Here is a 25,382-nt window from a genome sequence, read left to right on the forward strand (position 1 = left end):
CAACAGCTGCCCGAGATGCCCCGGTACCGCTACCTTCGGGCCGTGACCACGATCGCGCCTCCGCTGCCCGGCGACCCGGACCGTATCTCCAGCTACCGGATCATCGGCCGACTCGGGACCGGGGGCATGGGCACCGTCTACGCCGCCCTGGACGGACAGGGGAAACGGGTCGCGATCAAGGCGGTGCACGCGCACCAGGCCACCGACAGCAGTTCCGGCTGCGCTTCCAGCGCGAGGTGCAGGTGCTGCGCCGGGTGTCGGGTCCGTGCCTGGTGCCGCTGCTGGACTCGGACCCCGCCGCGCAGATCCCCTGGCTGGCGACGGACTACGTGCCGGGACCGACGCTGCAGCAGCACCTCACCACGCACGGCCCGTTGACGGGTATTCAGCTGCACCTGTTCGCGGCCGGCACGGCCGGGGCGCTGACCGCGATCCACGCGGCCGGGGTGGTGCACCGGGACCTCAAGCCGGCCAATGTGATCCTGTCCCCGCAGGGCCCCAAGGTGCTGGACTTCGGCATCGCCGGGGTCGCCGACGGGACCTCGCTCACCGCGACCGGCGTGGTCGCCGGAACGCCCGGGTGGATCAGCCCCGAGTACTACACCCAGGGCGTCAGCGGCCCGGCCGGGGACGTCTTCGCCTGGGGCGCGATGATCGCCTACGCGTCCAGTGGACGGCTGCCCTTCGGCAGCGGTCAGGAGGCGGCGGTCGCCTACCGGGTGATCAGCGAGGAGGCGGATCTGCACGGGGTGCCCCAGGAGCTGTCCGGGATCGTCGCCTCCTGCCTGGCCAAGGACCCGGCCCGGAGGCCCCGCGCTCGCGATCGCCCAGGTCACCGGGGAGCTGCTGGGGCGGCAGGCGACCCAGCTGCTCGGCCCGCACCAGCAGCCCACGGTGCTCGGCTCAGGACCGTCGGCGGTGCAGCAGCTGATCGTGGAGCAGTGGCACCAGCCCGCCCTGGACGACCCGACCTGGGCCACCGCGGTCAGCCGGCAGCGGCGCCGGCGCGGCGGGCTGATCCTGGCCACCGCGCTGGCGGTGTTCGCCGTCGCCGGAGCCGCCACCTGGGCCGCCACCAGCCTCAACGACCCGCAGCGGAACCCCGTGACCAAACCCCCACGTCCGCATCCGCTTCTGCTTCAGCCACCCCCGCGCTGGCCCGGACCCAGGTGAACACCATCGCCCCCTGGAACTCCTCCGGCCAGCTCAACGCCGGAGTGACCATCGCCGGGACGGCGAAGGGCAGCTGCTTCACCACCGCCGAGTCGACCTCGCGCACCGACGCCTTCCGCTGCAACGGCGGCAACAGCCTCTACGACCCCTGCTTCGCCCCGCTGACCCCGGATCCGACCGCGGTGATGTGCCTGGGCACCAGCCCGACCAAGCTCTACAAACTCACCCTGACCCAGCCGCTCCCGGACGCGCCGCCGGTGGCCAGCCCGTCCCCGGTCGAACCGCTGATCATCATCCTCACCGACGGAGTCTCCTGCGGCATGGTCACCGGCGGCACCACCGACCAGGCCGGCCAGCGGCTCAACTACGAGTGCACCAACCAGGGCGGCCTCTACGGCTATCCCGACAAGACCGGAGTCGTCTGGACCATCAGCTACCTGGCCAAGGGCAGCGCGGTGGGCACCAGCGTGCCGATCGGCACCTCGTACCAGTAACTCAGGCCACCGCGAAACTCAGGCCACCGCGCCGGGGTCGAAGACCGGGCCGAGGACCAGGCCGGCCGCGCCCAGGGCCACCGCCTGTTCGCCGGCCAGGGCCACCGACACCGCGACCCGCTGCCAGTCCGGATCCGGCAGCCGCTGCCGCAGGACCGCCGCGACCGTGTCGCAGTACAGATCAGGATCCGCGAGTACGGTGCGCCCGCCCAGGACGATCTCGTCCAGGTCGAGCAGCCGGACCAGGTTGGCGACGCCCTCGCCGAGCAGCTCGGCGGCGCGGGCAGGCTCACCCGCCGCCAGCGCGGCCCGGCAGAGGGCTTCCAGGCAGCCGAGGCTGCCGCAGGCGCAGCGCGGTCCGCCCAGGTCGACCACCTGGTGGCCGAACTCCCCGGCGTTGGTCCTGGCACCCCGCTGCACCCGGCCGCCGAGGGCCAGGCCGGCCCCGAGCCCGTCGTCCAGGTAGACGAATGCGCGGTCGGCCGAGCCGGGCTGGCTGAGCACTCCGGCGGTGGTGTCCTTGTCCACGGTGACCGTCGCGGCCTCGGGCAGGTCCAGCCGGGCGGCGAGTTCCTCGCGCAGGGCGACGCCGTTCCAGCCGGGCAGCCCGGTGACCTGGTGCAGCACCCCGGTGCGGTGGTCCAGCGGCCCGGGGCAGGCGACGCCGACGCCGAGCACCCGGGCGGACGGCACGTCGGCCAGCAGTTCGCGGATCCCGGCCGCGAGCAGGTCCAGGGTGCGCGCCGGGTCGGCGTCCCGGGCCAGCGGCAAAGCATCAGACCGGACGATCCGGCCGCCGAGGTCGACCAGCACCAGGGTCGCCGCGTCCCGGTGCAGCTGGGCGCCGACCACCCAGCGGGCCTGCGGCACCAGCCGCAGCAGGGTGCGCGGCTTGCCGCCGGTGGAGGGGCCCTGTCCGACCGCGGTGATCAGGCCCTCGGCGGCCAGCCGCTGCACGATCTTGCTCACCGCCTGGGCGCTCAGCCCGGTCGCGGCGGCGAGTTCCACCCGGCTGGTCTCCGGCGCGGCGCGGATCCGTCCGAGGACGGCGGCGGCATTGTGGTCCCGCAGCGCGGTGAGGTTGGCCATCAGTTCATTATGCCGGAGCTTGCCACTTTCTCCACAGTGTTGTTTAACTGGACTCATGGCTACTTCCTCCTCCCCCTCCGTGTCGGACTGATCGGCTACGGGCTGGCCGGCTCGGTCTTCCACGCGCCGCTGATCAGCACCACCCCCGGCCTCGAACTCGCCGCCGTCGTCACCGGCAACCCGGAGCGGCAGGCCCAGGTCCGCCGCGAGCACCCGGGCGCCCAGGTGCTGGACGACGCCGAGCAGCTCTGGACGGCCGGCCTCGACCTGGTCGTCGTCGCTTCCCCCAACCGCACCCATGTCGCCCAGGCCACCGCCGCGCTGGAGGCGGGCCTGGCCGTGGTGGTGGACAAGCCGCTGGCCGCCACCGCCGCCGAGGGCCAGGCGCTGGCCTCGCTCGCCGAGCAGCGCGGGCTGGTGCTGAGCGTGTTCCAGAACCGGCGCTGGGACGGCGACTTCCTGACCGTCTCCGAGCTGGTGCGGTCCGGCCGGCTGGGCACGGTGAACCGCTTCGAGTCCCGGTTCGAGCGCTGGCGTCCGCAGCTGAAGGGCGGCTGGCGCGAGCTGGGCGACCCGGCCGAGGCCGGCGGCCTGCTCTACGACCTGGGCAGCCACCTGGTGGACCAAGCGACCACCCTGTTCGGCCCCGCCGTCGAGGTCTACGCCGAGCTGGACTGCCGCCGCCCGGGCGCGCAGTCGGACGACGACGCCTTCGTCGCGCTGCGGCACGCCGACGGCACCCGCTCGCACCTGTGGATGAGCGCGGTGGCCGGCGACCTGGGCCCGCGGTTCCGGGTGCTCGGCAGCGAGAGCGCCTATGTGGTGGACGGCCTGGACGGGCAGGAGGCGGCGCTGCGCGACGGCGGCACCCCGGCCGACCCGGACTGGGGCGTGGTGGCGCCGGCCGACTACGGCCGGCTCGGCGCGGGCGACGAGGCCGCCCCGTTCCCGACCCTGCCGGGCGCCTACCAGGAGTACTACGCGGGCGTGGCCGAGGCGGTGCGCGGACGGGCCCCCGTCCCGGTCGAGGCCAGCGACGCGGTGGCCACGCTGGCCGTGCTCGAAGCGGCCAGGACGTCGGCTGCCGAGAACCGGGTGGTCCAGCTGTGACGACCCCTCAGCAGACGCCACAGACCCCCGAACTGGAGCAGCAGGAACGGGACTTGCGGCTCACCAGGTTCGACAACGACGACGCCTGGCGGCTCGGCGTGCTGCTGGTCGGGCTGGCCCGGGACCGCGGCCTGGCGGTGACCGTGGACATCCGGCGCGGCGAGCAGCAGCTGTTCCACTGCGCGCTGCCCGGCACTAGCGCCGACAACGACGCCTGGATCGAGCGCAAGACCCGGGTGGTGCGCCGCTACGGCGAGAGCTCCTACCGGGTGGGACAGCGGTTCCGGGACGGCGGCTCCAGCTTCGAGGAGAAGTCCCGGCTCGCCCCGGACCTCTTCGCCGCGCACGGCGGCGCGTTCCCGCTGCACATCGCCGGGGTCGGCGTGGTGGGGACGGTGGCGGTCTCCGGGCTGCCCCAGGTGCAGGACCATCTGCTGGTGGTCGAGGCCCTGGGCCGCTTCCTCGCCGGCGCGTAGCCACCGGAGACGGCGTCCCGTCCTGCCACGGCCGGGACGCCGCTACGTCCAGACCAAGCGAACGTGCGAGAATTATGTCATGTACGCGGCTGGTGTGACCAGGGTCGGCCGTTTTCGCCGCCGCTCCGGATGCACCCGCGCCGGACCTGGGGCAGGGTCGGTCACGTGCCCCGCTCCGGGGCGCCCTGTTCTGAACGGAGACCGCGAGATGAGCGACATGTCGAACAAGGCCCAGGAAGTCGCCGGCAAGGCCAAGGAGAAGGTCGGCGACGTGACCGGCAACGACAAGCTCAAGGGCGAGGGCCAGGGCGACCAGGTCGAGTCCAAGGCCAAGCAGGCCATGGACGACGCCAAGGAGGCCGTCGGCGACGCGGCCGAGAAGATCAAGGGCATGTTCAAGCGCGACTGACCGAATGCGCACCCGCCGGGGGCGCGGCGCGGCCTTCGCGGCCCCGCCGCGCCCCCGGCGACGTGGTCAGGGGCCGAGCCAGCGCATCCCCGGCGTGCCGCGCTGGGCCTGCCGCCAGATCTCCAGCGCGTCGACGCCGGCCGCCAGCACCTCGGGCCCGTCGTCCAGTTCCAGCTCCAGATCCAGGTCCTCCTCGGCCGCGGCCAGCGCCGTCCCGACCGACAGCAACTGGCCCTGGACCAGGTCGCGGTAGACCTCGTTGCTGGCGAGCAGCTCGCTGTGGGTGCCGCTGCCGGCCACCTTTCCGGCCGCCAGGACGATGATCTGGTCCGCGTCGACCACCGTGGACAGCCGGTGGGCCACCGTCACCACGGTGCAGGAGGGCCCTGCGACGCTGCGCACGGTCTCCCGCATGGCCAGCTCATTGAGCGCGTCCAGCTGCGAGGTGGCCTCGTCCAGCAGCAGCACCCGGGGCGCGCCGAGCAGCGCCCGGGCGATCGAGATCCGCTGCCGCTCGCCGCCCGACATCAGCACCCCGGCGTCGCCGACATCCGTGTCCAGACCCTGCGGCAGCCGCTCGATCAACCCGGTCAGGCCGACCCGGGCGACCACCGCGGCGACGGCCGCGTCGTCGGCCTCCGGGCAGGCGTAGCGGATGTTCGCGCCGACGGTTCCGGCCAGCACCGGGGTCTCCTGCTCGACATAGGCGATCATGCGGCGCAGCCCGTTCAGCGGGACCTCGGTCACGTCGAGACCGTCGACCAGGACCCGACCGCCGTCGGTCTCGTAGAAGCGCTCCACCAGCGACAGCACGGTGGACTTGCCCGCGCCGGAGGGCCCGACGATGGCGGTGTGGCTGCCCGGGGGAATCCGGAAACTGACGCCGTTGAGGATCGGCCGCTCCAGATAGCCGAAGCGCACCTCCTCGAAGCGGATCTCGGCCGCGCCGCCGCCGGCGCCACCTCCAGCCGCGTGGGCGACGGTCTCGAACTCCGTCAGCATCTCCTGCAGCTCCAGATCCGCAGGCTGCAGGTCCTCCAGCCGGAGGTCGAGGATCTCGTTGATGCGGTTGAAGGACACCAGCCCGCGCTGCAGGTCGGACATCAGCTGACCGATGCTCACCAGCGGCACGGCCAGCGTGGTCAGGTAGAGCAGGAAGGTGATCAGATGGGCGATGCTGAGGTGCCCGGTGGCCACCTGCCCCCCGCCGAGGCCCAGCACCACCAGGAACGAGCCGTGCACGCCGAGGGTGATCGCCGGGGTGATCAGCGACTGGATCACCGCGAGCTTCAGGCCGCCCTCGTAGGCGCTGCGGGCCTGGACCTCGATCTCCCGCAGCTCCCGGTCCTCGGCCCGGCTGGCCTTGACCGTGCGGATCGCCCGCAGTGAGCGGTCCAGGCAGGCGATCAGCCGGCCGACGCCCTGCTGGGTCTGGATCGCCGCCGGCTTGACCCGGGGCAGGATCGCGAACACGATGCCGAAGCTCACCGCCATGGTGGCCAGGGTCGCGCCGAGCAGGGTGAGGTCGACCAGGGCCATCAGCACGATCGAGGCGACAAAGGTGACCGCCCCGGTGATCGCGGTGACCGGGCCGCTGGTGACGATGGAGCGGACCATCATGGTGTCGCCGCTGGCGCGGGACAGCAGATCACCCGCCCGGCGCTGGTCGTGCTCGGCGATGCGCATGTAGAGCAGGTGCGCGCCGAGCCGCACCCGCAGGTCGCGGACCACGGCCTCGCCGGTCCGGCTGAGCACATAGCCGCCGAAGCCGGCCAGGATCGCCGCCGCGATGAAGATCGCGACCAGGGTGAGCACGATCCCGAGCAACGGCCGTCCGGTGCCGACGGTCGACAGCAGCCGCCCGGTGATCAGCGGTTGGACCAGCGTGGCGGCGTCCGCCAGCAGGACCAGGACCAGGGCCGTCAGCAGCGGGCCGCGGCGCTCGCCGGCGAAGCGCAGCAGCCCGCGCAGGCCCTCCGGGTACTGCGGCGGCTGGGTGGGTGGGGGCGGTGCGGACGTACTCATGGGAGGCCATCCTTCGGTGGGAGCCGGGTGAGAAAACGGGAAGGGGGCGGCGGAGCATGGCTCCGTCGCCCCCTGGGCGGCACTACCGCGTGCCGCGGTCAGTACTCGGTCGGCCAGAGCAGCGCGCCCTGGTCGAAGGTGATCGTCATCTTGCGGGTCCGGTCGGGCAGGTAGGTCACCACGCAGAACACCGTGGGCCGGGCGTCGTCGAACCGGGACCGCTGCACGGTCATCCCCGGCGGCGGGGTGATCCCGCGCAGGGTGAGCTGCTCGGGGTCGAGCAGGACGGTCCGGACGAACCGGTCCTTCTCCGCCAGCGTCCCCAGCGTGTTCATCTCCGCCAGGACCGCCTGGAAGCCGGGAGTGCGGACGTAGGCGTAGATGTTCATGACCCCGTCGAGCATCCAGCCGCGCAGGGTCTCCAGATCGGCCTCACCCGGATCCGTAGCCTGCGCCGCCGGCTGGGCCACCGTTTCCACTGTCATGCCGAACCGCCCTCCTGGGTGGCGAAACTGTCGCCGTGGTCGAAGGTGATGGTGACGCGCTTCCACAGCGCACCCTCGGGGAGCGCCTGGCTGACGCAGAAGAGGGTGGGACGCCGGTCGCCGAACTCCGAGCGCTGGATCCGCATCCCGGACGGCGGGGTGAGCCCCCGCCGTGCGAGTTCCTCGGGGTCCAGCAGGACCGAGCAGACGAAGGTCGCCTTGCCCTCCGCCGACAGTTCCGCCATCTCGCGGTACATCCGGGCGAACGGCTCGGACGCCGCGTACTCCCTGATCGCTTGGAACCCGTCGGACATCCACCGGGCGAGATCGGTGTGCACCCCGTCGGCCAGGAGGTCGCCCTCGTCCTCGGCGTCGACGAGCGTCTGCGGCGCCGAGGTCACGCCGAGTCGGTCGATCCGTGGGAGACGCAGACGATCTCGCCGACCGAGATGCAGGTGGTGCTGCCCGGGGCCTGGTGGGCGAGCACGTCGTCGGCGGTGACCAGACCGACCTGCGGCGGCTCGAACCAGCGCGGGCTGATCCGCAGGCTCTCCGGGATGTCCAGGCCGCGGGCCCGCAGGGCGTCCACGGTGAGCAGGGTCTTGGTGGCCTCGAACCGGTCCTCCTGCGGGAGGGCGTTGATCTCGGCGGCCATCTCCAGGTACTGCGGGCTGGTGACGACCCTGATGAGCTGCTCGCTGGCTTCGCGGACGGATTCGGGGCTCAGGTCTTCGTTCATGGTGGGCCTCCTGGGCTGTCGTTGCCTGACCGGTGGTGCCGCGGGGGGTGCGGCGGGTCCGGGGCGCTCTGGAAAGGAAGCTAGAAGCCGCCGGTTCGAGAGCGGTATCGCGCAGGTATGCGACCGAACAGTCCGCACGCCACAGGCCGTTGCGGCCCCACGGACAACCGGAAATGAACCAACGGCAAGCCTGCTCGAAAGCCCGGTGGGCCATGCTCCCCCCATGCATCTGGCCGAGTACCTGACCCTCCGTCCGGTCCCGGCCGCCGGCGTCGTCATGGCGCTGACCGGCCGCTGCCCGCTGCGCTGCGCCCACTGCTCGACCAGCTCCACGGGGGTCGGCACCGACCTCCCGGCCGAGGTGCTGCTGCGCTTCGCCCGCTCGCTGGCCGGTCCCGACGCGCCCCGGGTGGCCCTGCTGACCGGCGGCGAACCACTGCTGCGTCCGCTGCTGGTACGGGAGTTGGCCGGGGCCTGCCGCGATGCGGGCACAGCGGTGTTCCTGCTCAGCGGAATGTTCTTCGCCCGTGCCCGGCGGCTGCCGGCCGCGGTGGAGGCGGCACTGGAGTCGGTGGACCACCTCTCCGCGAGCCTGGACGTCTTCCATGAGCGGCAGGTACCGCGAAGCGCGGTATTCGCAGCGCTGGCCCGGCAGTTGGATCGCGGAAAGGACGTCAGCCTGCACATCACCGGCGCCGGTCCTGACGACCCCTATCCGGACGCCACCGCCGCCGCCGTCCGCCGCGAGTTCGGCGACCGCGTGCCGATGCTGGTCGGCCGACTCGCCCCGGTGGGCCGGGGCGCGGCGTTGGCCCTCAGCCCGATGGTCGGCGGCGGGGGCGGTGCGCTGCCCTGCGCCATGGCCGCCTGGCCGGTGGTGGGGGTGGACGGCGCGGTCACCGCCTGCTGCAACCAGCAGGTGCTGGACCAGCGGCCGACACCCGGCCATCTGCGGCTCGGACAGGCCGAGTCGGACACCTGGGCCACCGTCAGGACCCGGACGCTGACCTCGCCCACCCTGCGCGCCCTGCGCACACTCGGCCCACCCTCAGCCGGCTGCCACGGCTGCCGGGCCCTGCGCAGCGAACCGGGTCCGCGGTTGCTGGCCACCGTGGCCGCACTGGAGGCCCCCGTGGCACTGCTCCAGGCGCAGGCCGGCGCCACCGGTTTCGCCCGTCGCTACGGCTCCGCACCGCACGCCGAGCTGGTCACGCTGGGGAGGGCCGCGTGCGACAGCTGACACTGACCGAGATCGACGGCTACCGGCAGGCCCGTGGCCGCTCTGCCCTGCTCTACCTCACCGACCGCTGCCCAGTGGGCTGCGACCACTGCTCGGTGGACGCCCGGCCGCTGGGGCCGAGGATCACCGACCGGGCCCAGTTCGCCCGCGTGCTCGACCTGCTCTGCGGGACGGCGGCGCTGACGGTCGTCGGCATCTCCGGCGGCGAGCCCTTCATCGAACGGCAGGGGCTGGTCCTCGCCGCCCGCCGCCTCACCGCAGCGGGAAAGCTCATCGTGCCCTACACCAGCGGCAGTTGGGGCAGGAATCCGCCCGCCTGGATCGACGAGATACTCCGGCTCAGCAGTTGCATCGTTCTCAGCACCGACGCCTTCCACGCCGCCCGGCTGCCCACGGCGAGTGTCATCAACGCCGCCCGGACCATCGCCGCGGCGGGCGTCTGGATCGGCTGCCAGGTCCTGGCCGGTGAGCACCAACAAGCCGCTGCCACCGCACTGTTGGTGGAAGCCTTCGGCCCCGACTGGACCTCGTACGCGGAGCTCCGCCCGATCCCGCTGCTCCCCCACGGCCGGGCCGCCGGGCGTGCCGCCGCCCCACCGACCGCACGGGGCCGCTGCACCGTGGCCGGCACACCAGTCGTCCGCTACGACGGTCATATCAGCGCCTGCTGCAACGAGGTCGTCGCCACCGGCGGCGGACCGGCCGGACTCCGCCACCATGCCGACACCCCAGGGGTGTTGGAACACCTGGCGGCCGACCCGTACCTCACCGCGCTCGGCACCGCCGGAGCAACCGCGCTCACCCGGCTGCCCGAGTACCGCGATCTGGCGCAGACCCCGGTCAGCGACCTCTGCGCCCTCTGCTGGCGCATGGTCGAACGGGGCACGACCGGACCAGCCCTCCAAGCCCTCGTCCACCTCATGGCCCCGGGGCCCCGCGCATGACCGGCCACGCGGCCGCGCTGCGGGTCCGTACCGAGGCCGGTCTGCCGCTGCTGCTGCGCGCCACCGGCCGGGTCTGGCAGGGCCTGGCCCAGGATCCCGACCCGGCCGGCCGCTACGGCGAGTACCTGTGCCTGATGCACGCGATCGTCCGGTCCGGCGTCCCGCTGATGGACCTCGCTGTCGCACGCTGCGCCACGCTCGGCGCGGCCGACCCTGAGGCCCGCGCCCTGACCGAACCGCTGGCCGCCTACCTGGACGCGCACACCGCCGAGGAGCGCGACCACGACCTCTGGCTGCTGGAGGACCTCCGGGCGATCGGCTGGGACCGGGACGAGCCGCTGCGGCGGATCCCGCCGCCGGTGGTGGCCGACCTGGTCGGCGCGCAGTACTACTGGCTGCTGCACCACCACCCGGTCGGCCTGCTCGGCTATATCGCGGTGCTGGAGGAGCAGCCGGGACCACCGGGGCTGCCGGACCGGCTGGCCCGGCTGACCGGCCTGCCCTCCGCTGGCTTCGGCACCCTCCGCGCCCATGTCGACGCCGACCCGGACCACCGCACCGCGCTGGACCGGGTCCTGGACGGCCTGCCGCTGGCGCCCGAGCACACGGCCCTGGTCGGCCTCAGTGCCCTGCACACGATTTCCGCCGCGACCCGGCTCTTCGAATGGCTGGCTGACCGCCGGCCGGTTGGGGTGAACGCCCATGCATGGTGACGACACATTGGACGCGCTGGAACGGGCCGGCTTCCCGGTCCCCGAGCTGTCCGAGGAGCAGCGGGACGTGCTGCGCGCGCTGACGCCCGCCGAGGCCGAACTGCTGCTGGACGTCCGACAGCGGCTGAACGAGGCGGAGCCCGAGGTGACCGCGCACGAGGCCGGCCTCATCGGCGGCCTGTTCTTCTGACCAGCTGCTGACCCCTGCCCGATCCGACCCCGTGGAAGGAGTAGCCGTGAGGCAAACCGAGGTGACCTGCGAACGCTGCGCGGCAAGCGTCCCGGCCCTGGCCCGGTTCTGCCCGGCCTGCGGCACCCCGACCGCCGCGGACGGGGTGCCCGCGCTCGAGGCGCGCAAGCTGGTCACCGTGGTGTTCTGCGACCTGACCGGCTCGACCGAGCTGTCCGGACGGCTGGACGCCGAGTCGCTGCGCACCGCGACCCTGCGCTACTTCGCCCTGATGCGGGACCGCCTGGAGCGGCACGGCGGCACGGTCGAGAAGTTCATCGGCGACGCGGTGATGGCCGTCTTCGGCGTGCCGGTGCTGCACGAGGACGACGCCCAGCGGGCGGTCAGGGCCGGACTGGACATGCTGACCGCCCTGGACGGGCTGAACGAGGAGCTGCAGCGCACCCACGGGGTCAGGCTGAGGGTCAGGATCGGCATCAACACGGGTGAGGTAGTAGCCACCGGCGACCCCTTCGCCCAGCAGGTGCTGGTGTCCGGCGAGGTGGTGAACGTGGCCGCCCGGCTGGAGCAGAACGCCCGCCCCGGCGAGATCCTGATCGGCCCGCAGACCTTCCGCTCGGTGGAGCGGCTTGTGGTCACCGAGGTGGTCGGCCCGTTGCAGCTCAAGGGCAAGACCGACACCGTGCTGGCCCGGCGGCTGATCGACCTCCGCGGCGACGACCCGGCCGTGCTGCGCCGCTTCGACTCGGCCTTCGTCGGCCGGCACAGCGAACTGCGGGAGATGCAGCTGACCGCCGACCGCGCCGTCCAGCAGCGGCAGTGCCAGCTGCTGACCCTGTTCGGCGAGGCCGGCATCGGCAAGACCCGCCTGGCCCGGCAGTGGCTGGCCCAGACCGCGGCCTCCGGCATGCTGGTCGGCACCGGACGCTGTCGCCCCTACGGCGAGGGCGGCTCGCTGCTCCCGCTGGCGGACGCGCTGCGCCCGATCATCGCCGAGGCCGCGGCCGGCCCACCCGACTCCGACTCGGACCTCTCCGATGCGCTGGCCGTGCTGCAGGCCGGACTCCTGCTGGACGGAGCCCCCAGCCCGTCCCTGGAGGACACCTGCTGGGCCGTCACCTGCCTGCTGGAGGCCGTAGGCACCCGCCGGCCGCTGGTGCTCACCATCGACGACTGCCAGTGGGCCTCCGACCCGCTCTTCGAGGTGCTCGACCATATCGTCGCGGATCTGCACGACACCCCGGCCGTGCTGCTCTGCACCGCCCGTCCCGACCTGCTGGACCGCCGCCCCGGCTGGGGCAGCGGAGTGCTCAACGCCGGCGCGCTGGTCGTCCCACCGCTGCTGCCGGAGGAGGCGCGGCTGCTCGCCGGAAGCCTGGACGAGGTGGCGGCGCACTCCGCGGACCACAGCGGCGTGCTGGACCGCGCCGAGGGCAATCCCCTCTACCTGGAGCAGCTGCTGGCGATGCTGGCCGAGGCGCCGGACGGTCCCGGGGTCCGCGACCCGGCCGAGCTGCCGCCCACCATGCACGCGCTGATCGCCGCCAGGATCGAGGCGCTGAACCCGGGGCAGCGGGCCGCGCTGGACGTGGCGGCCATCGCCGGCCGGGACTTCACCCTGGACGAGGTCGGCGCCACCCTGCCGCCCGAACCGGACCGGGATCCGTTGGAGCCACTGGTCCACTCGTTGGTGCGGCGCCGGCTGGTCGAGCCCTCGCGCTCGTCCCGGCGCGGCCGGGGCACCCCGTACCGCTTCGCCAGCGCGCTGATCCGCGAGGTGGCCTACGGCGGGATGGCCAAACGCACCCGCGCCGAACGCCATGAGCGCCTGGCCGACCACCTGCTGCAACGCGGAAGTGACGACGAGTCGGTCGGCGCCCACCTGGAACGCGCCTTCCGGCACCGCTCCGAGCTGGGCCCGCTGGACGAGGCCGCCGAGCGGCTGCGCTCCCGCACCGCGCGGCATCTGGGCGCAGCCGGGGTGACCGCGATGGAGCGCTGCGACCTGGTCCGGGCGGCCGACCTGCTGGAACGCACGGTCACCCTGCACGGGACCGACTCCGCGGCCGGCCTTCCGGTGGCGCAGCGCCTGGGCGAGGTCCTGTTCGCCCTCGGCCGGGCCGAGCAGGGGCGGCAGCTACTGGACGAGGTCCGCGCGACCGCGCTGCGGACCGGCGCGGTACGGATCGCCGCCCACGCGGAGCTGTATCTGGCCTGTATGGACCCCACCGCCGGGTTTGCTGCCTCGGTCACCACGGCCCGAGCCACCGCCCCGGTGTTCGAGGCGGCCGGGGACGCGCTGGGGCTGGCCAGGGTGGAGCTGCGACTGGGGCAGTTCGAGCAGCTCAGCGGCCATTTCGCAGTCAGCCGGGACCTGCTCGAACGCGCGCTGGCCCACGCCGCATCGGTGGCTGCCGGGCCGGAGTGCGCGACCGCGCTGGGGGCGCTGGCGGTGTCGCTGTGGCTGGGGCCGACCGAGGCCGGCACCGCGATCGGCCTGTGCCGAGGGCTGCTCGCGGAGCACGCCGAACGCCGGGCGGTTCGAGCCACCGTCAGCTACCCGCTGGCGGTGCTGCACGCCCTGCGCGGGGAGGAGCCGCAGGCCCGTGCCTGTCTGGCGCTGGCCGACCCGATCATGCGCGAGCTGGGCATCGGCCACGCGGCGGCGTTCACCCCGCTGTTCACGGCCGCCGTGGACGCCCTGGCCGGACGCCCGGAGGCTGCCGCCAAGAACCTGCGCGAGGCGCATACCGCCGCCACCGGCCTCGGCGACTCCGCACTCGCGTCCACCGCCGCGCTCAGCCTCAGCCGCGTTCTACTGACCCTCCGTCACTTCGATTCAGCAGCAAGCGAACTGGACCGCCTGGATGCCACACCGGCCGGCTCCCCGGTCGACGACGCCGAACGGGACGGGGTGCGGGCCCGGGTGCTGGCCGCGACCGGCCGCGCCGAGGCCGCGCTGCCGCCGGCGGACCGGGCGGTGGCCTCGGCCCAACTGGCCGACTGCACCGCAGGACTGGCCACCGCCCACCTGGACCGGGCCCATGTCCTGCGCGCCCTGGGCCGACCGCACGAGGCCCGCGCAGCCGCAACCGAGGCCCGGGCGGGCTTCCTCCGCAAGGACCACCGCGTCGGCCGCAGCTGGGCCGACACCTTCCTCAGCGACTCGGAGTGATGCACGGTGCCCGAATCAGCTCAGAAACCCCTGACCTGGAGCCTCCTCACCCGCGGCAACACCGCCGCGACCATCGCGGCGACCGGTGCGTCCGCGGTCACCCCGGAGTGGGCCTGGGGCGGCTCGACCGGCCGGGGCGTCCGGGTCTGCGTCGTGGACAGCGGCGTGGAACGCGACCATCCGCAGGTGGGCCGGGTCGACAGCTCCCATGTGGTGACCATGGTCGACGGCGAGATCCAGGTGGTCGAGACCGACACCGGCGACGTCTGCGGCCATGGCACCGCCTGCGCCGGCATCGTCCGCTCGGTCGCCCCCGACTGCGAACTGCACAGCGTCCGGGTGCTCGGCGAGAGCTTCGGCGGGGCCGGTGACGTCTTTGTGGCCGGGCTGCGCTGGGCGGTCGAGCAGGGCTTCGACGTGATCAACCTCAGCCTGTCCACGGCTCGCCCCAAATTCACCCAACCGCTGCGCGAACTCGCCGACGACGCCTTCTTCGGACGCAGCGTCATCGTCGCCTCTGCTCACAACCAGCGGGTGGAGAGCTTCCCCTGGCGCTTCTCCTCGGTGATCTCGGTCGGCAGCCACGACGTCGAGAACCCCGACCTGCTGCTCTACAACCCGCGTCCGCCGGTCGAATTCTTCGCTCAGGGGCAGAACGTCGAAGTCGCTTGGCTGCGGGGGGCGTTGACCCGCAGCACCGGCAACAGCTTCGCCACGCCCCATGTCGCGGGACTGTGTGCGCGGATCCTCAGCAAGCATCCGCAGCTGACCGCGTTCCAGCTCAAGAACATCCTCTACCTGACCGCAGCGAACGTCCGAGGAGTGTCATGACCCACAGCAACGTACTCGCAGCGGTGTCCGCGGCGATGGCGGACTCCGGCGCGGAGAGCCGCCGGCTTCTGCAGTCGATCGTGGACGCCGCCCGCGCCATCTTCGGGGCCGAGGCCAGCTCGATCTTCCTGCTGGACGACGAGAACGGCACCGGTGGTGAGCTGGTCTTCGAGGCCGTCGCCGGGCAGGGCGAGGAGTTCCTGGTGGGCCGCCGGTTCCCGAGCGACCGGGGCATCGCCGGCTGGGTGGCCAGCACCGGCGAGGCGCTGGTGATCGACGATCTGACGACCAGTTCGGCCTTCGCCCGGGACATCGCCGAGTCGACCCGCTATGTGCCGCAGTCGCTGATGGCGGTGCCGCTGAGCTACGACGGCCAGGTGCTCGGGGTTTTGGAGGTCCTCGACCCCAGCCCGCAGGCGCGGTCCAGCCTGGCCGAGCTGGAGCTGCTGGGGCTGTTCGCCAACCAGGCCGGCGTGGCGCTGCAGATCGTGTCACGGACCCGGGCCGCCCGCAGCGCGCTGATCGGCTCGGGCGAGGACTACACCGAACTGGTCGGCCTGGTGCAGACCCTGCAACGGCTGGACGGGGACCGCCGCGACTCGGGCTTCCGGCTGATCGACTCGCTCCGCGACGTGCTCGACCCGATGGCCCGCTGAATCGGTCCCGAATCGGCGGGGGCGGCCGGGGGACAGCTCCCCCGGCCGCCCCCGCCTCCGCTCCGCTCACACCGCCGCTTCCAACTCCCCCGCCCTGGCCCGTTCCCGCGCGTAGGCGCGTATCGGCAGCGGCAGCCGGTAGCACGCGCCCTCGCTGCCGCCGTTGCCAGCGGCCACCAGCACCAGATGCGCCGCGATCAGCCGCTCCACGGCCTTCTCCGCCCTCGGCAGCCCGACGCCCAGGGCCTCCGCCGCCTCGGGCAGGCCGAACTCCGCGTCGGCCAGCGAGCCGATGCCGCAGAGCGTGGCCCGGTCGGCCACCGAGAGGTCCTGGTAGGAGCTGTCCAGCAGCGGGCGCACCTGCAGGTCGCCGGCCACCAGCTCGTCCAGCAGCTGGCGTTCGTCGTCCAGCCGGTCCGCGTAGTGGCTGAGCGTCAGATGGCGCAGTCCCGCCAGATTGGCGCCGACGATGCGGATCGGCAGCGGGAGCAGGCCGCAGGTCTCCACGAGTCTTCGGGCGGTGCCCGGTTCGGCGGCGACCCGGTCCGGACCGATCAGCCGGGACAGCAGGTCGGTCGCGTCCCCCGGTGTCATCGGGCGCAGCACCACATGTTCGGCGGCTTCCAGGCCGGCCAGGTGCCGTCGGCTGGTCACCAGCACCCGGCTCTCCCCCGCGCCCGGGAACAGCGGTCTGACCTGGGTCTCGTCCACCGCGCCGTCGAGGATGACCAGCATTCTGCGGTCGGCCAGCTGGGCCCGGTGCAGCGCGCCGCGCTCGTCCAGGCCGCGTGGCAGCGGGCCGGTGAAGCCGGTGCCCCTCAGCAGTTCCGCGAGCACCTCGGCGGCCGCTCTGGGCCGGTCGGCCGGGGTGCGCAGCCGCACCAGGATCCGGCCGTCCGGGAACTGCTCCCCCAACTGGTGGGCGCAGTGCACGGCGAGTGCGGTCTTCCCGGCGCCGGGCAGGCCGCTGACCACCGCCGTCCGGTGCGCGGCACCGCCCCCGCCCGCACCCCCCACCGCGCCGCCGTCGAGGGCGCCGAGGAGTTGCCCGACCTCGGCCGAGCGGCCGGTGAAGTCGGCCACGTCGCGCGGGAGTTGGGTGCGGTCGACATGGATGACGACCGGGGCGGCCCGGGCCGCCGGTCGCGGGTCCAGGGCCGGGTCCCCGGCCAGGATGGCCTCGTAGAGGCGGCCGAGCACGGGACTGGGGCGCATCCCGAGCTCCCGCACCAGTAACTGCCGCATGGACTCGAACTGGGCCAGCGCCTCGGCCTGCCGGCCCGACTGGTAGAGCGCCAGCATCTGGGCGTGGCGCAGGCGTTCGCGGTAGGGGTGGCGGCGGGCCAGCTCGTCGATGTCGTCGACCCGCTGGGCGTGGTGGCCGAGGGCCAACTCGGCCTCGCTCCAGTCCTCGTAGACGGTGAGGTAGCGGTCCTCCAGCTGTTCGGCCTCCCCGGCCAGGGCCGGGACCGAGGCCAGGTCGGACAGGGCCGGGCCGCGCCACATGCCGACCGCCGAGCCGAGCAGGTGCGCCGCCTGGGTGCTGTCGCCGTTGCGCGCGGCGAGCCGTCCGCCGCGGGCGAGCTCCTCGAACCGCAGCACGTCCAGCTGCTCGGCCTGCACGTGCATCAGATAGCCGGGCGGGCGGCGGACCAGGACCTGCGACGGGGAGCAGCCGCCCGAGCCGAGTGCCTTGCGCAGGGCCGAGACATAGACCTGGAGGTTCTTGTGCGCGGTGCGGGGCGGCCGGTCGGACCACAGCGCCTCGCAGAAGGCGTCCACCGAGACGATCCGGTTGGCCCGACAGAGCAGCAGTCCGAGGACGATGCGCTGCTTCAACGGGCCCAGCTGCAAGGGGTGTTCCGCGGTGTGAGCTTCCAGTGCCCCGAGTATTCCGAAACGCAGGTCCGTCCCGGCCAAGGGGAGATCCTGAACAGTCCGATCACCCACTGACCCTCCTGAGGTGTGCCGCCGGTTCAGGTACAAACAGGGTTTCCACCCGCATGTTGGCACCTTGTAGCCACCCGGGTCCACAGCGTGTTCTGCGTCAGCGGTCGATGCACAACCATTAATTAACAAATCCACAAGGCCTGGCCGCGGGGTCGTCGCAGCCACGGCCCGGTGTCCGCCGCGCGGACCCCTGGTTCCGCGCGGCGTCACTTTGGCCGGATTGTCATTGCCTCACTTCAGCGTCCGCGCCGTCTGCCCGGTGTCCAGCGTGCCGGTGACGGTGACGGCAGAGCGCGGCCGGGCTGCCGCAAGGGTCAGTGTCTGCTTCGGGGTGGCCCTGGACGGGGTGTCGAGCCCGCCCTGGGTGCCCAGCTGGGTGACATGGCGGCTGCCGGCCGCGAGCAGGTAGCCGTGGCCGCTGCCGGGGGCCTGCCACCAGGTGCCGGCCACCACGTACTGCTCGTAGCGGCTGCAGGCACGGCCCTGCGGCTGGACCGCGGTGGTCAGCGCCGGAGTGGTGGGGTCCTTGGCCGGGGCCAGGAACTGGGTGGCGGCCGATCCTGACCCGTCCCAGCGGTCGGCCCTGGTGCAGGTCCAGATCGCGGTGCCCTGGTTCTCGGGCAGCGGCTGCTGGGCGAACTCCCAGGCGTTCACCGACTTCACGTCCTGGCCGCGCAGCGCGGGCAGTCCGCAGCCGAGCCGGGCCCAGGCCAGCAGGGCGTCCGTGCCGGTGGCCTCCCTCGGGTAGTTGGCGGGGCCGGTGCTGGGCGGCGGGGTGAAGGTGAGGTGGGCGGCGGTGATCCCGCCGAGGTCGGTCAGCAGATAGGCGTGGTGCTCGGCGATCACCGAGGAGGACCGCAGCTGCAGCACCGGCCAGCTGGCGCAGCCACTGCGCGGCGGCGCCGGCACGGCGGCGGTCACTCCGCCGCTCGGGACCAGGTCCCGGGCCGGGGTGTCCGGGGCGCGCAGGTCGCGGAGAGCCACGGTGTCGACCCAGGGCGCCAGCAGGAAGCGGTCACCCGCCTGGCTGGTGCGCAGCAGCACCGCGCCCGCCGTGGTGACATCGGACTCGTCGCTGCGGGTCAGTTCGAGCTGCTCGGGGTCGGCGGCGTCGGGCCGGTCCGGACGGGTGTAGCGGGCCAGGTCGGCGCCGTCGTCGAGCAGCACCACGTCGGCGCCGTCCAGGTGTCCGGACCAGAGCAGCCGCGGCGCCTGGGCCGGCGGGGCCGGCACGGTGCCGGGGGTGGCGCTGACCAGGTCGGCGCCGACCGGGGCGGCGGACCGCTGCCCGGCCGTGGACCAGAGTGTCAGCGCCCGGGTGAGCAGCGCCTGGTCGGTGAGCCGGTCGCCCCGCGCGGGCCAGGCGGTGAAGTCGATCCTGGCGGTGTGCCGCCAGGTGTCCGCGGGCACTTTGACCAGGTCGGCCGCGGTGAACGCGGTCGCGGCGGCGGCCACGGACGACGACTCCGGGGTGGGCGCGACCGTCGCCGCGGCCGAGGTCCCGGGCCCGGAACCGGGCAGCGCCAGCAGCACCACGGCGGCGACCGCCAGCGCGGCGACCGAGGCGCCGGCGATCCGGCTGCGCCGGCGGCGGCGCAGCAGGTCGGTGGGGCGGGCGTGCACGGTGCAGGGGTCGAAGTCGGCCGCGGCGAGGGCGTTCGCCGGGTGCTGGCTGCCCAGCCGCGCGGCCCGGCGCAGAGCCGGTCCGGGGTTGCCGACGCCGACCGCGACCAGCAGTTGGCCGGCCGCCTCCGGGGACAGCCCCTCCAGGGCGAGCAGCGCGTAGGCGGCGCGCTCGGGGGCGTCCAGGTCGATCAGCGCCCGCTCCAGGGCGAGGCTCTCCGGGCCGCCGCTGGAGGGGAAGAGGGTGAGCCCCCAGGTGCGGGGCAGCAGTCCGGAACGCCGCTTGGCGCTGCTGCGCAGGGCCGCGGTCAGCACGGCGGCCCGCAGGTGCACATAGGCGGGGTCGACCGGCGCGGGGGTGACCGCCGCCGCCGCCTCCGGCGAGCGCCGGGGCACCGGGACGGCGGGGTGGCTGCTCACCAGCAGGTCCGGCAGCCGGCTCGGCAGCGACTGCTGCACCAGGGCGTGCGCGGCGAGCACCCGCCGGTGCCGGTCCAGGGTGCCGGGCAGGACCGTGTAGGCGAGGCGGGCCAGCCGGGTGTAGTGCAGGACCAGGACCGCTTCGGCGGTGGCGACCTGGGGGCGTCCGTGCCGGGCGGGCGGGCGCCGCTCGTCGGAACCGCGGGGGGCGGTGGAGGTGCTGCCGGATCGACCGTTCCTTGGCTGGGGGGTTTCACGGGCCATGCGCTGCACTTCCTCGTCGGCTTGTCGGCGTGATCGAGGCGCCGCCGGGGCAACCCGGTGACGCGGCACTCCGCTCAACGAGTGATTGATGCGATGGTCACTCTTTCCGATCCGGGGCCAGCAGCCCGGCGATCGACAGCGCACCCCAACCCACGGACACCGCAACGGCCTTGATCCTGGTACTGCGGCCGGGCAGGGTGGCGCCGAGGAGGACCGCGTCACCGAGGTCGGCGGCGATCCGGAGCAGGGCCGCGGTGGCCAGCGGGGCGCCGGTCGGCGCGGTCATCATCGCGATCCCGCTGGCGGCGTCGCGCCAGCCGAGCGGGCGCAGCGAGACCGCGGTGGCGGGCGCGGTACGGCCGTCCGGGTCCACCAGGCCGGAGGGCCGGGCGAGCAGGGCGGGGCGGGCGGCGACCAGGAGGCCGTAGACAGCGGTGGCGGCACCCACACCGCGAAGCAGGTCGACCCGCACAGGGAATCTCCGATCGTCGTATTAATTCGTATAGAAAGGAATTCCATCGACACTACCCCGCCGCAGACCTTTCAATTGGGTATTCGGAGCCGACGGCCCCTTGGATTGGTCGCCCCGCTGGAAAACTGAATTTTCCACCGTATGGATCAATGACGGGCCCGTGAGCTGCACTTATTCCATTCGGATGGCAACCGCGGGGGATGACCCACGGTGCGGTGCCTTGACGTGGGGCAGTGACGGCGATTCACTTCCCTTGGCCGCATTACCTCTGCTCGAATTCCCTGAACCCGGTGACATCAGCCGCACTGCGACGCATTGTGTCGCGTCCCGCTGCGAATCCCGTCGGACAGGTTCGGGCCCAGCGGCTCCCATCCCCACTTTCGGCCAAGGAGCACACATGTCCCTCGACACCTCCCTCCCCGACTCCGAATCCGACACCCCGTCAGGGATGTCACGGCGTGGCCTGATCCGGAACGCGGCGGGCGCCGGCGCGGCCACGCTGGCCGCCGGAGCACTGCTCTCCGCCGCCACCGGCATCGCTGCGGCGGCCGAGCCCAGCAGCACGGCCGCCGCCGAGCACCACGCTCCGGCGAGCGCCGAGGAGACGCTGATCGTCCATGTGCGGAACGCGCGGACCGGGGAGATCGACATCTTCCACGGCCACCACCACCGCACCGTCAAGGACCGCGCCCTGACCGCGGCCCTGCTGCGCGCAGCCAACTGAGCGACTGCCCTTCCCCGTAACGCGTACCGCGCTCCACCCCTCCTGCCCCACCCGTGACAGCACTTGTGAGGACCCTTCATGTCGTCCCACCGCGAAGCCCCCGAGATCTCCAAGGACCCGGTGGCGGACAGCACCGACGTCTACGCCTTCGTCAGCCCCGACGCCTGCGACACCGTCACCCTGATCGCCAACTACATCCCGCTCCAGGGTGCGGCGTCCGGAGACCGAACTTCTTCGAGTTCGGCGACGACGTGCGCTACGAGATCCACATCGACAACAACGGCGACGGCCGCCCCGATGTCACCTACCAGTTCGACTTCACCACTCACGTGCGGAACCCGGACACCTTCCTCTACAACACCGGGCCGATCACCTCGCTGGACTCCACCAGCTGGAACCGGCACCAGACCTACACCCTGACCCGGGTGGAGGCCGGTGGCCGCAGCACCGTCCTGGGGAAGAACCTGGCCAGCCCGCCCTGCAACATCGGGCCGCTGTCCACCCCCGACTACGACGCGCTCGCGGTCGCCGCGGTGCACACGGTCGGCAAGGGCCGCAAGGTCTTCGCGGGCCAGCGCGCCGAGGGCTTCTACGTCGACCTGGGGTCGATCTTCGACCTGGGCAACCTGCGCCCGTTCCAGGAGCTGCACAACCAGTTCGGCATGAGCGCGTTCACCCAGAACGCCCCCGGGGTCAACTCCACCAACGAGTTGAACGTGCACAGCCTGGCCATCCAGGTGCCGATCACCGAGCTGACCCACCGCGGCTGGCACGGCACCGACGTCAACAACGCCGCGGCCACCATCGGCGTGTGGACCACCGCCAGCCGCCGCCAGGCCCGCGTCATCGCGCCGCGCACCGGGCAACGACCACGAGTCCGGCCCGTACGTGCAGGTCTCCCGACTGGGCAACCCGCTGTTCAACGAGGTCCTGGTGCCGATGGCCAAGAAGGACCTGTGGAACTCGCTCACCCCGGCGGACGACAAGCAGTTCGCCAAGTACGTCTCCAAGCCTGAGCTGGCGAACCTGCTGCCGGTGCTCTACCCGGGCGTCTTCCCCAAGCTGGACGCGCTCAACAAGTCCGGCAAGGCCCGCGCCGACCTGGTGGCGATCCTGCTCACCGGCCTCCCGGCGGGAATCGTGCCCGGCTTCCAGAACCACACCGGCTCGGTCCAGGCGGACATGCTGCGCCTGAACGTGGCCGTACCGCCGGCCACCAGCCCCAACATCCTGGGCCTGGTCGGCGGCGACCCGGCCGGCTTCCCGAACGGGCGCCGGGTGTACGACGACGTGGTGACGGTGGAGCTGCGGGCGCTGGCCGGGGCCACCTACGGCCTGGTCGACAGCACCTTCACCGCCGACGCCGCCTCCGGGGCGATCACCGACGGGCTCACCCCCGCCGACGTCAAGAACCCCTACCTGGACCACTTCCCGTACCTGGGCGTGCCCTACGACGGCTACCACAACCCGTCCTGACCCCAGCGGTCGCGCGGTCCGGCCGTTCGATCGGCCGGGCCGCGCGGTCCCGTCCCCCCTGCGGAAAGAAACCCGGAGGTCCACCCATGTCCCAGACACACGCCCACCCGCACCCGCACCCCCACCCGCACCCCCACCATGAGCACCCCCACGACGAGCCGCACGCCCACCAGGAAGCGCCGCTGCCCGCGCCCCTCCCGCGAGGGCAGCGTGGTGCTGGAGATCGGCGGCGACCTCGGCGCGCTGATCCTGCACACCGGCCCGGAGCAGGACGGCCTGGAGATCGAGGTCAGCCTCGTCGGCGCGGTCGACGACGGCACGGTCCGCCGCACCCACGCCGCCGTCCGCCCCCGGCACCTGGCAGGACGTACGGTGTACTGCGCGGTGATCTCGCCGCTGCCGGCCGGCCAGTACACGGTGTGGCGCGACGCCACCACCCCGGACGCGACCGTGCAGGTCCCGGCGGGCGGCGTGGCCGAGCACCGCTGGGCCTAGCGCCTGGCCGACTTTGGGGAGGGAACAACGCATGCTGGACACGCAGGTCGCCGACCGGGCGGCGATCCACTGGCGCGGGACGCCGGAGCAGCCGCGGGCCGCGGTGCTGGTGCTGCACGGGGGCCGGTCGCAGGGGCAGGGGCGGCTGCCGCGCTGGAGCCTGGCCCGGCTGCGGATGCGCCCGTTCGTCTCGGCCCTGGTCGGAGCCACCCGCGGCGAGGGGATCGCCGTCGGCGAGGTCGCCTACCGGGTCCGCGGCTGGAACGGCGACCGCGCGGACGCGGCGGTGGACGCCGCAGCGGCGATCGCCCAGGTCAAGCAGGCGTACGGGCCGGTCCCGGTGGTGCTGGTGGGCCACTCGATGGGCGGCCGGGCCGCGCTGCGGGTCGCGGGCGCGGCCGAGGTCACCGGCGTGGTGGCGCTGGCCCCCTGGTGCGAACCGGGCGAGCCGTACGCCCAGCTGGCCGGCAAGCAGCTGGTGACCCTCCATGACGTCTCCGACCGGGTGACCAGCCCGGCCGGCACCCGTGCCCTGGCCGCCAACGCCCGCCGGGTGGGCGCGCAGGTCTGCGGCTTCGCGGTCCGCGGCAGCAACCACGCGATGCTGGGCCGCACCCGCGACTGGCACGCCGCCGCCACCGGCCTGGCCACCGCGATGCTCGGGCTGCGCCCGTTCCCGGCCCCGGTCGCCGCCGCGCTGGCCCGCACCGGCGACGACCCGCACGGCCTGGACCTGGAACTGCCGCCCCGGTGATCGACTGTGGACCCCGCTGATGCTGTAATCGGGCCATGTGCACTGCCGTGATCAGCGTCGACCCGGCCGCCTCGTGCCCCGTGCTGCTGGTGGGGATCCGCGACGAGTTCCACGACCGGAGCTGGCTGCCGCCGGGGCGGCACTGGCCCGACCGGCCGAACGTCGTCGGCGGCCAGGACCTGCTGGCCGGCGGCACCTGGCTGGCGGTCGATCCGGGCGAACCACGGGCCGCGGCGGTGCTCAACAGCACGCCGACGGGTCGTCGGACCGACCACGGGCCGACGGTCCCGGACGACGTCCGGCTGTCCCGCGGCGACCTCCCGCTCCGCTTCGCCGCGGACGGCCGGCTCGGCGCCCTCGACACCGCGCGCTACGAGCCCTTCTACCTCGTCTGCGCCACGCTCGACGAGGTGCGCATGGTCGGTTGGGACGGGGAGACGCTCACGGACCGGGCCCTGGGTCCTGGCCTGCACATCGTCACCAACCTCGGGCTGGCGGGCCCGGAGCTGCGGCAGGGGCCCGGCATGGAGGAGATCAACGCCAGGATCGCCCACTTCCAGCCCCGCCTCGCCGCGGCCCAGCGTCCCACCCCGGGAGCCGGGACCACCGCGGCCGCCTGGGGCGACTGGCTCCCGCTGGTCGAGGGTGACGGGCTCGACCCGAGCGACCCGCGCGCACTCCTGCTCCGCCAGGACGTCGACGGCCGCGCGGCGGGCACCACGTCCATGACCATGGTCGCCCTGGGCCGCGACACGCTCCGCTACGACTTCCACGGCACGCCGGTGACGTCCGGCCCATGGGCGAACATCCTGTAGAAGACCTGCGGTTGGGCCCCCGAATGTTCCTCCCGGAGCCATACTGCCGGGATGCGCATAGCTGTTGATGAGGTGAACCTCTACTTCGACGTGGACGGTTGCGGCCTGGTGGCCCGGGGCGAGGCGATGGTGCCGCAGCCGACCCTGGTGCTGCTGCACGGCGGCCCGGGTGCGGACCACAGCCTGTTCAAGCCGGAGTTCGAGCGCCGGGGTGGGCCGGTGGCCCGCGAGGCCGCCGCCCGCTTTCTGGGCGGGGACACCAGCCCGGCCGCGGCCGAGGCCTGGGCGGAGCACGGGCTGCCGCTCTATGCCGGGGCCAAGGACGGCGGCATGGCCGCGCGCCGCGCCCGGGCCCTGATCAACGAGGAGGTGCAGACGCACTTCCGCGCGGCCGGATGCGGCCCGGCAGAGATCACCGAAGCCCAAGCAGCGTCCGTGGTCTCGCCGACGCTGATCCTGGCCGGCGAGGACGATCCGGTCTCCCCCGCCGCCGGCGCCCGCCGCCTGGCCGCAGCCCTGACCGGCGCCGCCGTCCAGTTGGAGATCCTGCCCGGCGTGGGCCACGGAGTCTTCCGACAGGCACCACAAGAAGCGTTCACCCTGCTGCGCGCCTTCCTCTCCGGGACAGGTCCGGGCTGAC

25 protein-coding genes and 2 pseudogenes are annotated in these 25,382 nt (G+C 73.3%); 19 read left to right on the forward strand and 8 right to left on the reverse strand.

The window, feature by feature from the left end; translation table 11 throughout:
* The first annotated feature begins 254 nt into the window (after positions 1–254).
* Complete coding sequence (locus tag ACXKR8_RS04725) at positions 255–1,667, forward strand: serine/threonine-protein kinase (protein WP_462100328.1); 1,413 nt, start codon at positions 255–257, stop codon at positions 1,665–1,667.
* Positions 1,668–1,685: 18 nt separating this feature from the next.
* Here ACXKR8_RS04725 and ACXKR8_RS04730 read toward each other — a convergent pair whose 3' ends face one another.
* Positions 1,686–2,756 carry an ROK family transcriptional regulator gene (locus ACXKR8_RS04730; RefSeq protein WP_458271636.1) on the reverse strand — a complete coding sequence of 357 codons (1,071 nt, stop codon included), beginning with the start codon at positions 2,754–2,756 and terminating at the stop codon, positions 1,686–1,688.
* A 36-nt stretch (positions 2,757–2,792) separates the two neighbouring features.
* Between ACXKR8_RS04730 and ACXKR8_RS04735 the strand changes: the two genes are divergently transcribed.
* From ACXKR8_RS04735 to ACXKR8_RS04745, 3 genes are all read left to right on the forward strand, one after another.
* On the forward strand, positions 2,793–3,866 hold the full coding sequence (locus ACXKR8_RS04735; RefSeq protein WP_462100329.1) for a Gfo/Idh/MocA family oxidoreductase: 1,074 nt from the start codon (positions 2,793–2,795) through the stop codon (positions 3,864–3,866).
* On the forward strand, positions 3,863–4,342 hold the full coding sequence (locus tag ACXKR8_RS04740) for a heme-degrading domain-containing protein (RefSeq protein ID WP_458271638.1): 480 nt from the start codon (positions 3,863–3,865) through the stop codon (positions 4,340–4,342). The genes ACXKR8_RS04735 and ACXKR8_RS04740 overlap by 4 nt, the downstream gene beginning before the upstream one ends.
* A 208-nt stretch (positions 4,343–4,550) precedes the next feature.
* On the forward strand, positions 4,551–4,751 hold the full coding sequence (locus tag ACXKR8_RS04745) for a CsbD family protein (RefSeq protein ID WP_458271639.1): 201 nt from the start codon (positions 4,551–4,553) through the stop codon (positions 4,749–4,751).
* A gap of 66 nt (positions 4,752–4,817) precedes the next feature.
* On the opposite strand, the gene ACXKR8_RS04750 is transcribed toward ACXKR8_RS04745, so the two are convergent.
* The 4 genes from ACXKR8_RS04750 to ACXKR8_RS04765 all read right to left on the reverse strand — a co-directional run bounded on the left by ACXKR8_RS04750 (position 4,818) and on the right by ACXKR8_RS04765 (position 8,000).
* Complete coding sequence (locus ACXKR8_RS04750) at positions 4,818–6,776, reverse strand: ABC transporter ATP-binding protein (protein WP_458271640.1); 1,959 nt, start codon at positions 6,774–6,776, stop codon at positions 4,818–4,820.
* Between the two features lie 98 nt (positions 6,777–6,874).
* Positions 6,875–7,261, reverse strand: a complete 387-nt coding sequence (locus ACXKR8_RS04755) for a hypothetical protein (RefSeq protein WP_458271641.1) — start codon at positions 7,259–7,261, stop codon at positions 6,875–6,877.
* A complete protein-coding gene (locus ACXKR8_RS04760; RefSeq protein WP_458271642.1) occupies positions 7,258–7,662 on the reverse strand; it encodes a hypothetical protein in 405 nt (134 codons plus the stop codon). The genes ACXKR8_RS04755 and ACXKR8_RS04760 overlap by 4 nt, the downstream gene beginning before the upstream one ends.
* On the reverse strand, positions 7,659–8,000 hold the full coding sequence (locus tag ACXKR8_RS04765; protein WP_458271643.1) for a hypothetical protein: 342 nt from the start codon (positions 7,998–8,000) through the stop codon (positions 7,659–7,661). Before ACXKR8_RS04765 ends, ACXKR8_RS04760 begins: the two co-directional genes overlap by 4 nt.
* A 223-nt stretch (positions 8,001–8,223) precedes the next feature.
* Here ACXKR8_RS04765 and ACXKR8_RS04770 point away from each other — a divergent pair, with 223 nt between their 5' ends.
* The 7 genes from ACXKR8_RS04770 (at position 8,224) to ACXKR8_RS04800 (ending at position 15,749) form a co-directional block, all read left to right on the forward strand.
* Positions 8,224–9,240, forward strand: a complete 1,017-nt coding sequence (locus ACXKR8_RS04770; protein ID WP_458271644.1) for a radical SAM protein — start codon at positions 8,224–8,226, stop codon at positions 9,238–9,240.
* Complete coding sequence (locus tag ACXKR8_RS04775) at positions 9,228–10,184, forward strand: hypothetical protein (protein WP_458271645.1); 957 nt, start codon at positions 9,228–9,230, stop codon at positions 10,182–10,184. Before ACXKR8_RS04770 ends, ACXKR8_RS04775 begins: the two co-directional genes overlap by 13 nt.
* Positions 10,181–10,897 (forward strand): iron-containing redox enzyme family protein, encoded by a 717-nt coding sequence (locus ACXKR8_RS04780; protein ID WP_458271646.1) that lies wholly within the window; start codon positions 10,181–10,183, stop codon positions 10,895–10,897. Before ACXKR8_RS04775 ends, ACXKR8_RS04780 begins: the two co-directional genes overlap by 4 nt.
* Positions 10,887–11,087 carry an aroma-sacti cluster domain-containing protein gene (locus tag ACXKR8_RS04785; RefSeq protein WP_458271647.1) on the forward strand — a complete coding sequence of 67 codons (201 nt, stop codon included), beginning with the start codon at positions 10,887–10,889 and terminating at the stop codon, positions 11,085–11,087. The genes ACXKR8_RS04780 and ACXKR8_RS04785 overlap by 11 nt, the downstream gene beginning before the upstream one ends.
* A 46-nt stretch (positions 11,088–11,133) precedes the next feature.
* Entirely contained in the window at positions 11,134–14,262 is a 3,129-nt protein-coding gene (locus ACXKR8_RS04790) for an adenylate/guanylate cyclase domain-containing protein (RefSeq protein ID WP_458271648.1), read from the forward strand.
* A gap of 72 nt (positions 14,263–14,334) precedes the next feature.
* A complete protein-coding gene (locus tag ACXKR8_RS04795; protein WP_458274899.1) occupies positions 14,335–15,093 on the forward strand; it encodes a S8 family peptidase in 759 nt (252 codons plus the stop codon).
* Positions 15,090–15,749, forward strand: a complete 660-nt coding sequence (locus ACXKR8_RS04800; RefSeq protein WP_458271649.1) for a GAF domain-containing protein — start codon at positions 15,090–15,092, stop codon at positions 15,747–15,749. The genes ACXKR8_RS04795 and ACXKR8_RS04800 overlap by 4 nt, the downstream gene beginning before the upstream one ends.
* A gap of 66 nt (positions 15,750–15,815) precedes the next feature.
* On the opposite strand, the gene ACXKR8_RS04805 is transcribed toward ACXKR8_RS04800, so the two are convergent.
* The 3 genes from ACXKR8_RS04805 to ACXKR8_RS04815 form a co-directional block, all read right to left on the reverse strand.
* Positions 15,816–17,588, reverse strand: a complete 1,773-nt coding sequence (locus ACXKR8_RS04805) for an AfsR/SARP family transcriptional regulator (RefSeq protein ID WP_458271650.1) — start codon at positions 17,586–17,588, stop codon at positions 15,816–15,818.
* Positions 17,589–17,930: 342 nt separating this feature from the next.
* On the reverse strand, positions 17,931–20,006 hold the full coding sequence (locus ACXKR8_RS04810; protein ID WP_458271651.1) for a hypothetical protein: 2,076 nt from the start codon (positions 20,004–20,006) through the stop codon (positions 17,931–17,933).
* 97 nt (positions 20,007–20,103) lie between these two features.
* On the reverse strand, positions 20,104–20,478 hold the full coding sequence (locus ACXKR8_RS04815) for a hypothetical protein (protein WP_458271652.1): 375 nt from the start codon (positions 20,476–20,478) through the stop codon (positions 20,104–20,106).
* Positions 20,479–20,875: 397 nt separating this feature from the next.
* Between ACXKR8_RS04815 and ACXKR8_RS04820 the strand changes: the two genes are divergently transcribed.
* The 8 genes and pseudogenes from ACXKR8_RS04820 to ACXKR8_RS04855 all read left to right on the forward strand — a co-directional run bounded on the left by ACXKR8_RS04820 (position 20,876) and on the right by ACXKR8_RS04855 (position 25,381).
* A complete protein-coding gene (locus tag ACXKR8_RS04820; protein WP_458271653.1) occupies positions 20,876–21,202 on the forward strand; it encodes a hypothetical protein in 327 nt (108 codons plus the stop codon).
* Positions 21,203–21,280: 78 nt separating this feature from the next.
* Positions 21,281–21,409: pseudogene (locus ACXKR8_RS04825) on the forward strand (DUF4331 family protein); the annotation flags it as partial.
* Positions 21,367–22,023, forward strand: a pseudogene (locus tag ACXKR8_RS04830) (DUF4331 domain-containing protein); the annotation flags it as partial. The pseudogenes ACXKR8_RS04825 and ACXKR8_RS04830, both read left to right, overlap by 43 nt.
* Before the next feature lie 67 nt (positions 22,024–22,090).
* On the forward strand, positions 22,091–22,678 hold the full coding sequence (locus ACXKR8_RS04835) for a DUF4331 family protein (RefSeq protein WP_462100330.1): 588 nt from the start codon (positions 22,091–22,093) through the stop codon (positions 22,676–22,678).
* 138 nt (positions 22,679–22,816) lie between these two features.
* Complete coding sequence (locus ACXKR8_RS04840) at positions 22,817–23,173, forward strand: hypothetical protein (RefSeq protein WP_462100331.1); 357 nt, start codon at positions 22,817–22,819, stop codon at positions 23,171–23,173.
* Between the two features lie 31 nt (positions 23,174–23,204).
* A complete protein-coding gene (locus tag ACXKR8_RS04845; protein WP_458271656.1) occupies positions 23,205–23,927 on the forward strand; it encodes an alpha/beta fold hydrolase in 723 nt (240 codons plus the stop codon).
* A 35-nt stretch (positions 23,928–23,962) separates the two neighbouring features.
* Positions 23,963–24,742, forward strand: a complete 780-nt coding sequence (locus ACXKR8_RS04850; RefSeq protein WP_458271657.1) for an NRDE family protein — start codon at positions 23,963–23,965, stop codon at positions 24,740–24,742.
* Positions 24,743–24,793: 51 nt separating this feature from the next.
* Positions 24,794–25,381 (forward strand): alpha/beta fold hydrolase, encoded by a 588-nt coding sequence (locus ACXKR8_RS04855; protein WP_458271658.1) that lies wholly within the window; start codon positions 24,794–24,796, stop codon positions 25,379–25,381.
* The last annotated feature ends 1 nt before the right edge of the window (position 25,382 follow it).

Source organism: Streptacidiphilus sp. PAMC 29251 (genome assembly GCF_054208735.2).

Bases quoted from the DNA above. Each gene is read 5' to 3' on its own strand.
- ACXKR8_RS04730 (WP_458271636.1), bottom strand. From the start codon at position 2,756: ATGGCCAACCTCACCGCGCTGCGGGACCACAATGCCGCCGCCGTCCTC.
- ACXKR8_RS04745 (WP_458271639.1), top strand. From the start codon at position 4,551: ATGAGCGACATGTCGAACAAGGCCCAGGAAGTCGCCGGCAAGGCCAAG.
- ACXKR8_RS04750 (WP_458271640.1), bottom strand. From the start codon at position 6,776: ATGAGTACGTCCGCACCGCCCCCACCCACCCAGCCGCCGCAGTACCCG.
- ACXKR8_RS04755 (WP_458271641.1), bottom strand. From the start codon at position 7,261: ATGACAGTGGAAACGGTGGCCCAGCCGGCGGCGCAGGCTACGGATCCG.
- ACXKR8_RS04765 (WP_458271643.1), bottom strand. From the start codon at position 8,000: ATGAACGAAGACCTGAGCCCCGAATCCGTCCGCGAAGCCAGCGAGCAG.
- ACXKR8_RS04770 (WP_458271644.1), top strand. From the start codon at position 8,224: ATGCATCTGGCCGAGTACCTGACCCTCCGTCCGGTCCCGGCCGCCGGC.
- ACXKR8_RS04780 (WP_458271646.1), top strand. From the start codon at position 10,181: ATGACCGGCCACGCGGCCGCGCTGCGGGTCCGTACCGAGGCCGGTCTG.
- ACXKR8_RS04785 (WP_458271647.1), top strand. From the start codon at position 10,887: ATGCATGGTGACGACACATTGGACGCGCTGGAACGGGCCGGCTTCCCG.
- ACXKR8_RS04800 (WP_458271649.1), top strand. From the start codon at position 15,090: ATGACCCACAGCAACGTACTCGCAGCGGTGTCCGCGGCGATGGCGGAC.
- ACXKR8_RS04810 (WP_458271651.1), bottom strand. From the start codon at position 20,006: ATGGCCCGTGAAACCCCCCAGCCAAGGAACGGTCGATCCGGCAGCACC.
- ACXKR8_RS04820 (WP_458271653.1), top strand. From the start codon at position 20,876: ATGTCCCTCGACACCTCCCTCCCCGACTCCGAATCCGACACCCCGTCA.
- ACXKR8_RS04840 (WP_462100331.1), top strand. From the start codon at position 22,817: ATGAGCACCCCCACGACGAGCCGCACGCCCACCAGGAAGCGCCGCTGC.
- ACXKR8_RS04845 (WP_458271656.1), top strand. From the start codon at position 23,205: ATGCTGGACACGCAGGTCGCCGACCGGGCGGCGATCCACTGGCGCGGG.
- ACXKR8_RS04850 (WP_458271657.1), top strand. From the start codon at position 23,963: ATGTGCACTGCCGTGATCAGCGTCGACCCGGCCGCCTCGTGCCCCGTG.
- ACXKR8_RS04855 (WP_458271658.1), top strand. From the start codon at position 24,794: ATGCGCATAGCTGTTGATGAGGTGAACCTCTACTTCGACGTGGACGGT.